Below are 14,162 nucleotides of genomic sequence, written 5' to 3'. Positions count from 1 at the left end.
AAATTGGCTTAATAAGTTTGACGAATATAAGTAATTATTTTAGCCATTTCTTTACGAATTACACTTGCTCGATCATCTATATAATTATTGTTCATAAAAGAAAATGCCAAGCGCCTTCCTGTCCGCGTAATCAGATAACCGCTCTGATTATAGACAGATGTAATCGTTCCCGTTTTAGCAAAAACAAACGGTTCACCGAGATCTTTGCTATAGGTACGTTTTAGGGTGCCATCGACACCTCCAGCCGGAAAAAGACGGAAACGCTCTTGCTCATCCGGCAACTTATTTTTCAAGAGGACCAATAGATCTACATTATTCTGCGGAGTCACCTTGTTATAGGACGACAGGCCCGATCCATCAAATAAGGCGACCTCAGCTGAAAAGTATTTATAAACGTTATTCTTCATCCAGTCCCGTACCAAGTAAGTATCAAATTGACTGAATTGTTTCCACGAACACATCATCAAAAACTGTTCAGCAATAAAATTATCACTTGGCAACATCATTTCACGGATTAAATTTTTGGTACTGCCGGAATAGAGTATCTTGGTATTGCTTGGTTTTTGGTAAGATAGTAAGGTGACGGATTTACCTAGACTGTCCGCCAATAATTTAATAAATAAGCTATCAGAATAGATAAATGGAACTTCATTGACATAACCGCTCGGAACGGGACGTTTGGACATCCAAAAGGAATTTGCATGAAATGAGCGGGAAAGTTCAAAATCACCGACCTTAGGTTCCGGCAAAAAATCCAGTGAATTTTGAAAACTTGATGGAGAGGTCGATAGATAATTATAACCTTTTTGTCGAAAAGTGACCACATTGCCATAAATAGGAAATGTACTGATTTCAGGTTGATAGTAAGCCTCAAAATCTTCCATAGCCCAACCATGCGCAAAGAACTTATTCTTCATTGTTCCTGGCACAACAAAAATGCGTTTATTCGTATTTTTCAAAAAGTTGTATACTACCCGGGTATCTAAACGATTATGCAGAAAGGTCGGATCACCAGTCCCCCAGATAAGCAACGAGTCTCCGCGTTCCACATACTCCAAACCAGGTATTGAATCGCCCAACAGTGCCAGTGCAGCATAGGTGGTATACATTTTCGTATTGGAAGCCGGCGTAAAATGCTTATTGCCGTTTATGTCCATGACATATTTATTGGCATTGAGGTCGTATAAAGAAAAACCAACAAAATGATCATTTAATATTTTAGATTCTTGAAATAGCTGATAAACATCCTCAAAGCTCTGAGCCTTCGCTACAAAAGTAGCAGCGGGCAGAAACCAAAGCAGCAATAATGCACTTAAAATTTTTTTCATCAGTTCAAACATACAAAAAACTGCATGAACTCCCTTTCGTCTATTGCCAAAATTCAGATACAAACCCTTAAAAAGGAAAGGGGAAGACAACGCCTCCCCCTTTCCTTTTTAAAACTATCAAAAATTAATATCCTTGATTTTGTGTCAGAGCTCCACCACTTCTGTCAATCTGCGATTGTGGAATTGGGAAGTAATCATTTTGTGGTTTATAGTTTAAGCCTTTATAACGTGACATAAAACCACCTTCAAACGTTGCGTAGCTTTCCAATACAGTTTTCGCCTCACCCCAACGCACGAGGTCATAGAAACGATGTCCTTCCATCGCTAATTCTAAACGACGTTCAAAACGAACAGCTTTGCGCGCATAATTTTGGTCTGGGAAAGAAGTATAGGGTTTAACAACATATACTGCCGCTGCAACATTATCGCCAGTCGTTTTTGGAGGTAATTTTGCCGCACGTTCACGAACTGCATTTACGAGATTCATCGCTGCACCTAAGTCGCCCAATTCAACTTGACATTCCGCTGCCATTAAAACAACATCAGCTAAACGAATAATATTAACATCCAAGTCAGTAATATATGCCGCTCCTGACGCCGTATGTGTCGCATGCAGACTCTTCGGAATCATTGTTTTTATACCAACAAATGGTCCTCCCGAGCTCACCTCACGAATCCATGCATCGCCTGGCATGACACCATAATCATAGAAATTTACACCTCTACGACCAACCGTATAGTCCAACCGTGGATCAAAACGAAGCGTCACATCAAGTTTGTATGTTTTCTTTGCCTCATCAGACAAACCGAAATCTGATTTATATGGATTATTGCGATAAGAACCGTCCAACAATGGTAAGCCATTTGCATCAACTTTATACGCATTGACCAAATCAATGGTCGGTTGATAGAAACCACAACAACCTACAGGATTACTTCCGTTTAATCCAGACAACATATCTCCAACATTGGCATTGTCGCCAGATCCATCTGGGTTAATCACATGTTTAGATACCAGTAATGCCTCTGGGCCATCTTTTGTAAGTACGTCAAAGTTATTTTGGTACGGCATCGTACGAAGATCCTTTGCACCGATAACGTCTTTAAACAAGGCCAATGCATCAGCATATTTTTTCTGGTATAAATAAACCTTACCTAAATATGCCTTAGCGATATTTTTATCCATACGGCCTGATTGTTGGTTAATCTTAGTGGCAGGAAGATTATCCACTGCAAATTTTAGATCGTCGATGATCTTAGGCAGTACATCATCTTTATTAGGTTTAACCTTGGCCTCATCCACCGTCATAGTCTCATCCACGTAGGCTAAGTTTTTGAAAACACGCCAGAGGTAAAAATAATAATGTGCACGCAATAACCTGGCTTCACCTTGAATTTGCTTTGCACGGTCCGCAGTCACTGTTTTTGCACCTGCCTGATCCGCATTCAAAAGTCGTAACGTATTATTTGCTCTGAGCACACCCTCATAGTATACCTCCCACATCTGGCTCAGGTTATCATTAGAACTATTTGGTGTATGAAACTCGATCATATTCATATTAGGTTGATCCGTAGCTTCAGAACCTTTATGGGCGTTATCCCCCGCAACCTCTCCAAACAACCACTGGCTAGGTGCTGAAGAATAGTTTCCCCAAGTACCATTGACATTGCCATTTAAAATGCCGTATGCACCAATCAATTCAGCTTCAATACCCTTTGAGTTAGCAACCTGCGTGTCAGACAACTCCCCCTGTGGAATACGTTCCAGGAAAGATTTACCACAAGAAGATAGCAAAGCCATTGATATTCCGAGAACGACGATTATATTTCTTTTTTTCATTTCAATCAAATTTTAACTTAAATCATTAAACCTTAAAAACCAAGACTCACACCCAACATATACTGACGTGCTTGTGGATACACTCCGAAGTCTACCCCCAAAGCAGAATATGTTGAAGGTGTTGCACTTACTTCTGGGTCTAGGCCTTGATATTTTGTGATTGTAAATAGATTTGTTGCACCAATATAGGCACGCAATTTTTTGATACCGGTATTATTACCGAACACCTTATTTGTATCAAAATTATATCCAACCTGCAGATTCTTCAACTTTAAGAAGCTCGCATCCTGAACGTAATAGCTCGAAGAAGCATATTCGTACGCCGATGCCCCCACCACTTGCGACGGAATCATGCTTGAAGGATTTGTTTTGGCATCCCATGCGTCTAAGACACGTACACTTTTTTGGCCTCTAAATACGCCAAAATCCGTAAAATAACGCGTCGCCTCATAATTTTGGTTACCCTTTGACCCATAGAAATAAGCCATAAAGTCAAAATTTTTATAAGATGCATTGATATTGAATGAGTACACAAAATCAGGATGTGGACTACCTATGATCGTACGATCGCTGGCATCGATTTTTCCATCACCGTTAATATCCGCAAATTTAAGTCCGCCTGCTCGCGATTTTCCATCCTCATATTTGGCCACGCTTGCATTTGACATATCTGCATCCGAATAGATACCGATTACCTTATAACCATAAAAAGCACCAATTGGCTCTCCTGGTTTTAAGATAGAAGTTTCCATACTTCTAAAGCTACCGTAAACCTGTTGAGTAACAGAAGGCGCCAAGGCAACAACTTTGTTCACGTTTCGCGATATTGTAGCCGACAGATCGAATTTAAATTGGCTTTCTTGACGTCTTCCATAATGGTAATTCAATGAAAACTCAACCCCTTTGTTTTGCATATCACCAATATTTACATAAGGTGATCCCGCACGACCGGCGGCAACAGCAGGTAATGGTAGCAGGTATAACATGTCTTTCGTTTTCTTGTTATACCAGTCGAAAGAACCATCAAAGTCACCTTGGGCAAGCGTAAAGTCCAAACCAATGTTCAATGCGGATACTTGTTCCCATTTTACATCAGGATTATTATACGCATTCTGCCACATACCGGATGTTAAACTTCCATCGATTGGATAAGAAGAAGAATTAATAGCAACTTGATAGCGATTTAAATATTGGTTAGCTGGAATACGTTGGTTACCCGTTACCCCATAACCTGCTCTGATTTTTAGGTCAGAAATCCATGAAACACCTTTCATGAACTCTTCTTGCGACAAACGCCAAGCCGCACTCGCCCCTGGGAACGTTCCATACTTGTTGTTCGGTCCAAAGTTAGAAGAACCATCGCGACGTACAGTTGCACTTAAGATATAACGATCTTTGAACGAATAATCCACTTTTCCAAAGATCGAAAACAGTGATCCAATTGCACCCGAACCATCACTTACACGACCTGTAGATGCAGCACCCAAATAGAGATAATCAAGACTTGACATCGTGAAAAAGCCATTTCCTTTTCCTGAAATTTGTCTATTACGATTTTGAATTGCCTCTGTACCCGCAAGAATACTTAACGTATGCTCGTCATTAAATGTCGCTTTGTAATTTAATGTATTTGTCCAGGTCCATTCTTTATTCAATCCAAAATATTCATTTATTCCATTATTAAAACTTCCTTCTGTAAATTCAGGATTTGGATAAGTATAAGAAACACCATTGTAATTCTCATACTTCATACCAAAGCTGCTTCGGAAGGTCAAACCTGAGACAATATCAAATTCACCGAAAACGTTACCGAAAAACATATTGCTCTTGTTTCTATTGTCTTTTGCACGGTAAGCAATAGCTACCGGATTTTCACCATTACCAAATTGGCCACCAACGGATCCCGCAAAATTTCCACCTTCATCATATACTGGAATAATATTGTGTATACGATATGCAAAACCTAATGCACTACCTTCACCGATATAATCACCAGCAACATTGGTATTTACACCTACACCAAATCCCTCCGTAAAGCTATATTGCATATTCTCCCCAAAACGCAATTTATTGTTGAAAGCCGAAAAACGCGTATTTGAACGAAGATTGTATTTTTCGAACCCCGTGTGAATAATTGTCCCTTTTTGTTTCAGATAACCACCAGAAATCGCGTATGAAGCGTTCTCTCCGCCGCCTAAAACACTAAGCTGATGTGATTGTGTGGGGGCATTTTGAGACAAAGCATCAAACCAGTTCGTTCCGGCCTTATTTGCTTTCGTAATCTGATAGAAGTCCGAACGGCTGCTTGCATCGTATTTATATTTTGACATATCGATATCCGCTGCAGTGATTACATCTTTACCGCCTACTTTAGGTCCAGCGATAAGATAGTCCGGAAGCACATTATTTGTGCCATTTAATCTATTTTCTATATCCAAAGTTTGTTGTGGAGACAACATTTTTGGAAAACGTGAGCTGTTTGGTACTTGTACACCATAGTAAGAATCAAGGTTAAATTGAGGTTTTCCCTCTTTACCAATTTTAGTTGTAATAATTACGACACCGTTGTTTGCGCGTGAACCATAAATTGAAGCTGCTGATGCATCTTTTAACACCTGCATTGTTTCAATATCATTTTGATTCAACCAGCTTAACTTTCCTTCATAAGGCACTCCATCAATAATGTAAAGGGGTTCATTGTTGTTAATCGTACTATAGCCACGAATTTTAATCTGTGGTGTAGAACCAGGAGCGCCGTCCACTACGATCTGAACCCCTGTTGCTCGCCCTTGCAATGCCTCAACAGCACTCGCAGCCGGTGTGGTCTTCAATTCCTTCACATTGACAACAGCGACCGCACCTGTTAAATCTTTCTTACGTTGTGCCGAATAACCTGTCACAACGACCTCTTCCAAGGCGTCTTCTGAACTGCTTAACGAAATTGAAAGATCAGCTTTCGAAGAAACAGTAATCTCAGTGCTTTTGTACCCAATGTAACTGATGATCAACACATCGCCTACTTTACTTTGAATAGTAAATGCACCATTCTCGTCGGTCGACGTCCCGGTACTACTTCCCTTTACTTTAACAGAAACGCCTGTAATACCTTGACCTGTAGCAGCATCCTTCACGATCCCCTTGATAGGCGTCTGTTGTACACGCTTTGTTTTCATTAATGAAACGACTTCAACTTTGCCATGGCTAACTAATCCACTGGCAAATCCATGAGTGATCATTCCTCCCCCAATGAGAAGAGAACTCATAAGCAGAAACCTCTTATTGAACTTTTGGCCCAATATGAGATCAAAACAGCAATTTTTGTCCGTTTTTTTCATCATAATTTTACTAAATAGGTGGTTTAAAAAATTTATGTTTATTCTTTAGTTGTTTTAGCTGATATTGGTTTATTTAAGTTCTTGGTCATTTTTTTTAGGTCTGACGACAACAATGCGATATCGTTGACAGGTTCATTCCCCTTGGTTATTCATTTTTCACTTAATTTGGTTATTTTCCAGAAATGTTAAAATCTGTTAAATAAATGTAAAGAATAATAAATGTAAAAAAAAAGGAAAAATCTTAATTAATTCACAAAGTGCTATAAATCAAGTTATTGTATTTTATACACTAAGCCGAATTGCAATACTATTGTTACACAAGCACATCCTTTTGTTTTCGTTACCGAAAACCTTTCCCAAAATTCAATGTGCATTGTCAAATATTCTACAAATAGGTCCAAATAAGCTAAAAGCTCCTTATATTTGTTGTTGATGAATGTAAGTAATTTATTAGAACGGGCGCTCCGATTTGAGTTCCTATCCAAGGAAGAGGGTGTTTTTTTATATCAAAACGCACCTACAGCTGATTTGACTTTCGTAGCCAATGAATTGCGTAAAATACAAGTGCCACATGGTAAAGTAACCTGGCAGATCGACAGAAATGTCAATACCACCAATGTATGTATTGCAAATTGCAAATTTTGCAACTTTTTCCGCCGTCCCGGTCATGAAGATAGTTACATCACCGATATCGAAAGCTACAAGCAAAAGATAGAGGAAACTTTTAAGTACGGTGGTGATCAACTGCTGCTGCAAGGTGGCCATCACCCGGATTTGGGTATTGAGTTTTACAAAAACCTTTATAAGCAATTAAAAGAGCTTTACCCTACGCTAAAACTACATTCACTCGGCCCGCCTGAAATTGCGCATATTTCCAAGTTGGAGAACATGAGTCATATTGAAGTTTTGAGACAATTGAAAGAAGCTGGACTGGACTCTCTACCTGGAGCCGGAGCTGAAATTCTCAATGATCGCGTAAGACGTCTTATATCAAAGGGAAAATGCGGTGGTAAAGAATGGCTAGATGTTATGCGGGCAGCCCATAAAATTAATCTACCAACTTCTGCCACCATGATGTTTGGTCATATCGAAACAATAGAAGAGCGTTTTGAACATTTGGTGTGGATTCGCGAAGTACAGGATGAAAAACCGCAGGAATCCCATGGTTTTATAGCATTCATCCCTTGGCCTTTCCAGGATGATGGCACCTTATTGAAAAGACTTCGCGGTATTACCAATAACGTAACAAGTGAAGAATATATCCGCATGATTGCTTTGAGCCGCATTATGCTTCCTAATATCAAAAACATACAAGCATCCTGGCTCACTGTCGGAAAACGTACTGCTCAATTGTGTCTGCATGCCGGAGCAAATGACTTTGGTTCTATCATGATCGAAGAAAATGTCGTCTCTGCAGCAGGGGCCCCCCATAGATTCACATCTAAATCAATACAGGAAGCTATTTTGGAAGCTGGATTCAGTCCACAACTACGAACACAAAAGTACGAGTTCCGTGAGCTACCAGCCCATATGGTCGAACAGGTCATTAACTATTAATACGATACATTGAAAGACGTCATAAGAAATATTGAAGCAATTATATTTGCTTCTGCGGAAGGAATAGATCTTGCCGACATCAAACAGATTTTGCAGGAAGCATTAGCCATCGAAGTATCCAGAGACGAGCTACGTGACTTGATTAAAAAAATTGAAACGAAGTACCAGGATGAAGATTATGTACTCGAATTACGTTACATCAACAACGCCTATCAGTTTTTGACAAAAGCTATTTATCATGAATCGATACAACAGCTCCAAAATCATAATAACAAGCGAAAATTAAGTCAATCAGCGCTAGAAACACTCGCCATCATTGCTTACAGACAACCGATAACAAAATTAGAAGTGGAGCAGATTAGAGGTGTCAGCTGTGATTACGCTATTCAACGTTTACTGGAAAAGAAGTTAATCAAAATTGCGGGAAAAGCAGATAGTATCGGAAAACCATTACTTTATGCAACAAGCCAACAGTTCATGGATCACTTCGGAATCAATGGTGTGAGAGATCTCCCACAATTAAAAGACATCGTTACCGAGGACAATGCGATTGGCGAAACAAATGAATAAATAAAATAAAATAAATTTTTATTTTCAAAATACAATTCAACATATTGATTAACAGAAAAATAAAGCTTAATAATTTTTTGAAAAAAAGTTTTAAAAAATAGTTTTCTTCTCTAATTTTACAACATTGAATAAGAAACAATAAAGTATTATTTTATGAACACGGCAACTTTAGCTAACGAAGATCTTGAAGAAGTAAAATTCGCATCTTTCAACGGTCCTGATGACGATGATGATGATTTCGATGATGATTTCGATTTACCTGAAATCGACTCGATTGGAGGATTGGATGACTTCGATGATGACGATGAATTTTAATATTTTAGTGCGATATAACACTACCTATTAAAACACCAGAGTATCATTAAAAAAATAAGGCGTTCAATCAAATTGAACGCCTTATTTTTTACTTTGCCTGATCGATCAATTTATGTAATTCCATCTTGGGAATCATGCCGCTTTGTCGCCATATTTGCTGTCCATTTTTGAACAGCACAAAAGTAGGCACGCCACTTACCTTATAAATCGAAGCAATTTTGGGATTTTTATCTACATCAATTTTAATGATGGATAGATCTTCCTGATAAAATTCCTTTACATCCTGTAAAATCGGCGCCATAGTCTGGCATGGACCGCACCACGTCGCAAAAAAATCCACCAAAACCAGCGAATTTGATTGAATAATCTGGTCAAAAGTAGCCATTATTGATTCTCCTTTACTTCTTCTTGCAATGCCTTATACCCACCTTGGATATTGCATATATGTTTAAATCCTTTAGCACTTAAAATAGATACAGCCACTGCACTCCTATATCCTGATTGACAGTGTACATACAGCTGTTTATTGTCTTTTTTAAGTGTAGAACCAAAATTAACGAAATCTGTTAATGGAATATTCATTGCATTGTCAATATGTCCATTACCAAATTCTTTATTTGTTCTTACATCCACAATATGACCTTGACCTGATCTTTTCCTAAATTCTCCTGCACTAATATTGCTCAATGAGACTACATCTTCGTTACTTTTCCAAGTTTCGATGCCACCATCCAAAACTCCAATAACATGAGTATAACCCAATTTTAATAAATGGTTGTAAACCGTATCCTGACTATCTATTTCTGTAATCAATAAAATTTTTTGCGCTTTATTGGGAAACACTTGTGCCAAAAAGTGATCAAATGGACCTTTAAAACCTATATTTATTGATTTCGGCACAAATCCTTGCAGGAATATATCGCCAGGCCGCGTATCAAGAACTTGAATAGCTGTTTCACGGCGCATTTTTTTAAATTCCTTCAATGTTAATCGTGGTAAATCTGAAGCGGGCTGCGACATCTCGGCCTGATGGTTCTTCGATGCTGCATGCAATTGCACTTGATCATTGAACAGTGCAAAACAGACCCCACATAATGTGATAAAAACGCTACGCATATATTTGACTATTTAAAAGGAATAAGCAGCTTTTCCAATTCCTCAATTTTACCATTGTATATATTTAAGTCCACATTGCCCTGAATGCCTCTGACAGAGCCTTTTTCAGAAAATTGCCAGAAAGCCCAATGCTCCTTGGGGTTCTCAACCCAAAAGTTGTAATTTGCAATCCATAGCGTATAAGCGGCAAACTCCTTTTCCAAAAAATCACTATAAAACTTATCTCCGGAGTAAAGAATGGGCTTTACTTTGTAGTGAGCTTCGACTTCTTCAAGCCAACGTTTTAGCCCAACTTTCAAGCTATCCATAGATTGTTGTTTTGGATGCTCCTCAATATCCAAGACCGGTGGAAGATCGCCAGGCTGTAATTTAACTTTTCGAATAAAATTCTTCGCTTGCTTTACCGAGTTTTCATTGGGTCTAAAATAATGATAAGCCCCTCTCAAAACCGCCCTATTTGCCGTTTTGCTCCAATTTCGACTAAACTTATTATCCATTCCTTTCTCACCCATTGTCGCCCTGATAAACACAAAATCTATCGGAAAATGATCATTGATTGTGCTTACCTTTTGCCAATCTATTTCTTCCTGGTAGGTAGACACGTCTATACCAAACACCTTATCATCGTGCTTGCTCATAATCTCAATATTTCGAATATCGTATTTAGCCTCCTTCGTCAGAGACTTGTCTTTGGAGGTAGCCACACGAAAATAGTATATAATTCCAGCTCGATAATGCCACATTACAAGACAGAGGAAAAACACCAGCATTCCTGCTATCATCCAGATCCACTTTGTTCCTCGGGCTTGACTTCCTTTTGTGCTTGTTTTCTTTCTTTTTAATCGCTGTTGTGCCATGGCACGATGAAGTTACGGCAATAGCAATTAACTCGCAAAATTTTCACAACAATTTATATTTTTGTGTATGATCGTGTACAACCCCAAAGACTGGCTTTCGGCAACTTTCAAGTTGCATAAATCAGATACCTTCAAAAAGTTACTGCCATTTCTTGTTTTAATCGCTTTTTATTCCTGGATGATTGCCTTTCTTGAATTGGAATACCTCAAATTAAATGAAAAGAGCTGGGTCAAAAACATTACCATTGTCCACAATCTTCTCGGTTTCGTTATATCGCTTTTACTGGTATTCCGAACAAACACAGCCTATGATCGTTGGTGGGAAGCCCGAAAGCAATGGGGTACATTGACCAATATAAGTAGAGCCTTTTCGTACAAACTAAATGCCATGCTGGATGTAGATGACAAAGTGAACCGTAGCTTTTTTAGAAAGGCAATCCCCCTATTCGCAGAGACACTATACGATTTTTTAAGATCGGATTACACCAAGTTTATGCTCGACGAAAACGAACACCCTGAGTTAAAAGCTTTGGATAATAAAAAACATGGCCCCAATCAAGTTTCTACCATGATCTTCCACAAAATCAATGATCTATATAAAGAAGGAACTATAAGTGGCGATCAGCTTATTATCCTTAATGAGGAAATTACTACTATGACACATGTTTGTGGAGCTTGTGAACGTATTAAAAATACGCCAATACCATTGGCATATAGTGCATTTATCAAGAAGTTCATTATCTTCTATACCATGACCCTTCCAGTAGGTTACGTTTTCTCCATCGGTTACTTTGTTGTGATTGCTGTACCATTTATTTTATATGTTTTAGCATCTCTCGAATTAATTGGCGAGTCCATTGAAGAGCCATTTGGTATCGACCAAGACGATTTACCGATCGACAAAATTGCGGCCAACATCAGGAAACACTGCCATGAGATTATCCCTGTATAGCCTTTTTTAAAAACAATCTAGCTCATTTTCAAACCCTAAGACTATCTATAGAAAATAAGTTTTGTAAATCTATTCGAAATTTCTACTTTTGTCGCGGAGAGTTGGCAGAGTGGTCGAATGCGGCGGTCTTGAAAACCGTTAACTGTCACAGGTTCGGGGGTTCGAATCCCTCACTCTCCGCAGAAAAAGCCTTTCAGAAATGAAGGGCTTTTTGCTTTATAGCTGGATTCAAAGCCCCAGCTGGCTGGGCTGCCAACACATCCCCATTCAATCTGGTTTACCAGCTATTCTCCCTATCAAAAAATCAATTTTCTTACAGCACTACACCATTCGAATTACCACATTGTTACTACGAGAAAACAACATTTTACGCAACTCTACCTTTCCCCATGCACGATTTTTAACTTTTTTCACTCTTTTATGTAATAATCTGTAATTCATAACATCTAATACGCAGAATATTCTAGGCAACCCTAATTACTGGTTTTATGTTCAATTCTTATGAAAACTATTGTTCTTCGTATCAATAAAGATTTACGGAACTATATATGTTATTTCATCAAACTCGGTATTTCAATACTTTTACTTATGATATACGGATCGGCATATACACAAAAAAAATATGATTTTCAGGTCAACATCAATGGAAAAGGAACACCGATGAATCTTATCACAGGATATAGCTGTAGTGGAGCGTATGGACAGAAACCGATTTTCGTGTTAGGCAGTAAATACGAAACGCTGGAAAAATCACAGCAAATTCTTTCCCAACAATATAAGTATGTAAAAAAGCTAACTTTACACACTACCAACAGTAAGCATTTTAATATGTATGACCAGCCGATATGGTTTTTTGAACTAGACACATTTTTAAAATAACCCGATGACCAACAAAGAAAACTTTGAGATTATTTATAAAGAATATGCGCCGGCCATCCGCAAGTTATGCCTCAGTTATACTGGAGACCCAGATAATGCAGATGATTTAGTCCAAGAGACCTTCATTACTGTATGGAAAAAACTCGACGGTTTTCGCAATGATGCAAAATTAAGCACCTGGATCTACAGAATAGCGATCAATAATTGCTTGACGAGCATGCGAAAAAAGAATCAACATGTAAAAAAAATAACTGACTCAAACTACATCGATATACCCGAGGATTCAACGAATGAAAAAGTACAACAGATTGATCTGCTGTATAAATGTATCAGCAAACTAAAAGAAGCGGATAGAGTACTGATCACATTGGTATTAGATGAAAAACCTTATGAGCAAATAGCAGAAATTACGGGAATTACAGAGAATAATCTCCGTGTTAAAATCCATCGAATTAAAAAAGAATTAACTGAAATTTTCCATAAATATGCAAGACTTTAACGATTTACAACATCTTTGGAAACAGGATAGCAAACAACATATCTTGCGCCCAAAACGCCTGAGTAAGGTCAAAGACTTTCGTCAGGAATTAATAAGGAAAGAAATAACCGGTGCTGTGTTATTGCTTGTAACAGGATTAATTATTCTTGCGCTAGCATATTTCCTTGATTTTAGACACAAAACGCTGGCATTGTACACAGCGATGTTTATCGTATCCTGCCTTTGTTTTATACAGGCATCCTTAATGATGACCACTGTAGGTAAAATCAAAAAGATCAATGAAGTAGCTTTACCTACCGAGCATTTACAACAGTGGCAACAGTTTGATTCCTTTAGAAAGAAAAGAATTCATTGGAATATGCCCATTTATCATTTAATTCTCTGTATAGCAATCTCGATCTATCTTCGGGAAATCCTAGTGGGTGCCAGTTTCAACTATTATTTACTCACTTACCTTCCAACCTACAGTTGGATGCTATTTTCCTACTTTTATTTAGGCAAAAGACAACTCGCTAAAATTGATCGATCCATCAACGAAGTTATTTTTGAATTACAAGAACTAGAACGACAATTCGGGAATTGAAAAATCGGATCGTGTTTGCTCCTTAAAAATACTTTCATAGCTCCATTTTTAATTGCAATTTCCTTAAAACAAGGTTATGATCACATCTAAAGCGAAAATATCCACCAAGGCGGAGTTTTTTTTGTCGCCAATATGACATCGGAAAGAGGGGCACCCCTTAAAAATAACCAACTGGTATTCAACTACATTTCTATTTTAAGAGTGCTAAAACTGCTTTTAAACAAAGAAAAATGTAAAATAAGTTTTGTAATTCTACCCAAAATTTCTACTTTTGTCGCGGAGAGTTGGCAGAGTGGTCGAATGCGGCGGTCTTGAAAACCGTTAACTGTCA

The 14,162-nt window shown here is 38.2% G+C and carries 13 protein-coding genes and 1 tRNA gene; 8 read left to right on the top strand and 6 right to left on the bottom strand.

Features of this window, described 5'->3' with window-relative positions; translation table 11 throughout:
- Positions 1 to 8 precede the first annotated feature (8 nt).
- From BGP15_RS24710 to BGP15_RS24700, 3 genes are all read right to left on the bottom strand, one after another.
- On the bottom strand, positions 9 to 1,328 hold the full coding sequence (locus tag BGP15_RS24710; RefSeq protein ID WP_286770953.1) for a D-alanyl-D-alanine carboxypeptidase: 1,320 nt from the start codon (positions 1,326 to 1,328) through the stop codon (positions 9 to 11).
- 124 nt (positions 1,329 to 1,452) lie between these two features.
- Positions 1,453 to 3,168, bottom strand: coding sequence for a RagB/SusD family nutrient uptake outer membrane protein (locus BGP15_RS24705; protein ID WP_070566116.1), 1,716 nt, complete (start codon positions 3,166 to 3,168; stop codon positions 1,453 to 1,455).
- Positions 3,169 to 3,200: 32 nt separating this feature from the next.
- Positions 3,201 to 6,506 (bottom strand): SusC/RagA family TonB-linked outer membrane protein, encoded by a 3,306-nt coding sequence (locus BGP15_RS24700; protein ID WP_286770952.1) that lies wholly within the window; start codon positions 6,504 to 6,506, stop codon positions 3,201 to 3,203.
- Between the two features lie 429 nt (positions 6,507 to 6,935).
- Here BGP15_RS24700 and mqnC point away from each other — a divergent pair, with 429 nt between their 5' ends.
- The 3 genes from mqnC to BGP15_RS24685 all read left to right on the top strand — a co-directional run bounded on the left by mqnC (position 6,936) and on the right by BGP15_RS24685 (position 8,945).
- Positions 6,936 to 8,060: a cyclic dehypoxanthinyl futalosine synthase gene (gene mqnC / locus BGP15_RS24695; protein ID WP_070566118.1), complete on the top strand. Its 1,125-nt coding sequence runs from the start codon at positions 6,936 to 6,938 to the stop codon at positions 8,058 to 8,060.
- Positions 8,061 to 8,069: 9 nt separating this feature from the next.
- Positions 8,070 to 8,630, top strand: coding sequence for an SMC-Scp complex subunit ScpB (gene scpB / locus BGP15_RS24690; protein WP_286770951.1), 561 nt, complete (start codon positions 8,070 to 8,072; stop codon positions 8,628 to 8,630).
- A gap of 153 nt (positions 8,631 to 8,783) precedes the next feature.
- Positions 8,784 to 8,945 (top strand): hypothetical protein, encoded by a 162-nt coding sequence (locus BGP15_RS24685; protein WP_167450446.1) that lies wholly within the window; start codon positions 8,784 to 8,786, stop codon positions 8,943 to 8,945.
- 88 nt (positions 8,946 to 9,033) lie between these two features.
- On the opposite strand, the gene trxA is transcribed toward BGP15_RS24685, so the two are convergent.
- The 3 genes from trxA to BGP15_RS24670 form a co-directional block, all read right to left on the bottom strand.
- The gene (trxA, locus tag BGP15_RS24680; RefSeq protein ID WP_046672371.1) at positions 9,034 to 9,330 is read right to left on the bottom strand and encodes a thioredoxin; all 297 of its coding nucleotides are present in this window, start codon (positions 9,328 to 9,330) and stop codon (positions 9,034 to 9,036) included.
- On the bottom strand, positions 9,330 to 9,929 hold the full coding sequence (locus BGP15_RS24675) for a rhodanese-like domain-containing protein (protein WP_286710423.1): 600 nt from the start codon (positions 9,927 to 9,929) through the stop codon (positions 9,330 to 9,332). The genes trxA and BGP15_RS24675 overlap by 1 nt, the downstream gene beginning before the upstream one ends.
- Positions 9,930 to 10,069: 140 nt before the next feature.
- Positions 10,070 to 10,918: a glycoside hydrolase family 25 protein gene (locus BGP15_RS24670; RefSeq protein WP_070566122.1), complete on the bottom strand. Its 849-nt coding sequence runs from the start codon at positions 10,916 to 10,918 to the stop codon at positions 10,070 to 10,072.
- A 67-nt stretch (positions 10,919 to 10,985) separates the two neighbouring features.
- On the opposite strand from BGP15_RS24670, the gene BGP15_RS24665 reads away from it, so the two are divergent.
- The 5 genes from BGP15_RS24665 to BGP15_RS24645 all read left to right on the top strand — a co-directional run bounded on the left by BGP15_RS24665 (position 10,986) and on the right by BGP15_RS24645 (position 13,831).
- Positions 10,986 to 11,870 carry a bestrophin family protein gene (locus BGP15_RS24665; RefSeq protein ID WP_070566124.1) on the top strand — a complete coding sequence of 295 codons (885 nt, stop codon included), beginning with the start codon at positions 10,986 to 10,988 and terminating at the stop codon, positions 11,868 to 11,870.
- Between the two features lie 95 nt (positions 11,871 to 11,965).
- A tRNA-Ser gene (locus BGP15_RS24660) sits at positions 11,966 to 12,050 on the top strand.
- A 408-nt stretch (positions 12,051 to 12,458) separates the two neighbouring features.
- A complete protein-coding gene (locus BGP15_RS24655) occupies positions 12,459 to 12,749 on the top strand; it encodes a hypothetical protein (RefSeq protein WP_146753114.1) in 291 nt (96 codons plus the stop codon).
- 4 nt (positions 12,750 to 12,753) lie between these two features.
- On the top strand, positions 12,754 to 13,248 hold the full coding sequence (locus tag BGP15_RS24650; protein WP_112375585.1) for an RNA polymerase sigma factor: 495 nt from the start codon (positions 12,754 to 12,756) through the stop codon (positions 13,246 to 13,248).
- Positions 13,235 to 13,831: a hypothetical protein gene (locus BGP15_RS24645; RefSeq protein WP_286770950.1), complete on the top strand. Its 597-nt coding sequence runs from the start codon at positions 13,235 to 13,237 to the stop codon at positions 13,829 to 13,831. The genes BGP15_RS24650 and BGP15_RS24645 overlap by 14 nt, the downstream gene beginning before the upstream one ends.
- Positions 13,832 to 14,162: the final 331 nt, after the last annotated feature.

Source organism: Sphingobacterium sp. 40-24, from assembly GCF_001899705.1.
GTDB lineage: Bacteria > Bacteroidota > Bacteroidia > Sphingobacteriales > Sphingobacteriaceae > Sphingobacterium > Sphingobacterium multivorum.
Note: the sequence above shows the minus strand (reverse complement) of the source record. Positions and strands in the feature narration are given on the sequence as shown.

Coding starts and splice junctions, on each gene's coding strand:
- BGP15_RS24710 (WP_286770953.1), bottom strand. CDS start 1,328: ATGAAAAAAATTTTAAGTGCATTATTGCTGCTTTGGTTTCTGCCCGCT.
- BGP15_RS24705 (WP_070566116.1), bottom strand. CDS start 3,168: ATGAAAAAAAGAAATATAATCGTCGTTCTCGGAATATCAATGGCTTTG.
- BGP15_RS24700 (WP_286770952.1), bottom strand. CDS start 6,506: ATGATGAAAAAAACGGACAAAAATTGCTGTTTTGATCTCATATTGGGC.
- mqnC (WP_070566118.1), top strand. CDS start 6,936: ATGAATGTAAGTAATTTATTAGAACGGGCGCTCCGATTTGAGTTCCTA.
- BGP15_RS24685 (WP_167450446.1), top strand. CDS start 8,784: ATGAACACGGCAACTTTAGCTAACGAAGATCTTGAAGAAGTAAAATTC.
- trxA (WP_046672371.1), bottom strand. CDS start 9,330: ATGGCTACTTTTGACCAGATTATTCAATCAAATTCGCTGGTTTTGGTG.
- BGP15_RS24670 (WP_070566122.1), bottom strand. CDS start 10,918: ATGGCACAACAGCGATTAAAAAGAAAGAAAACAAGCACAAAAGGAAGT.
- BGP15_RS24665 (WP_070566124.1), top strand. CDS start 10,986: ATGATCGTGTACAACCCCAAAGACTGGCTTTCGGCAACTTTCAAGTTG.
- BGP15_RS24655 (WP_146753114.1), top strand. CDS start 12,459: ATGATATACGGATCGGCATATACACAAAAAAAATATGATTTTCAGGTC.
- BGP15_RS24650 (WP_112375585.1), top strand. CDS start 12,754: ATGACCAACAAAGAAAACTTTGAGATTATTTATAAAGAATATGCGCCG.
- BGP15_RS24645 (WP_286770950.1), top strand. CDS start 13,235: ATGCAAGACTTTAACGATTTACAACATCTTTGGAAACAGGATAGCAAA.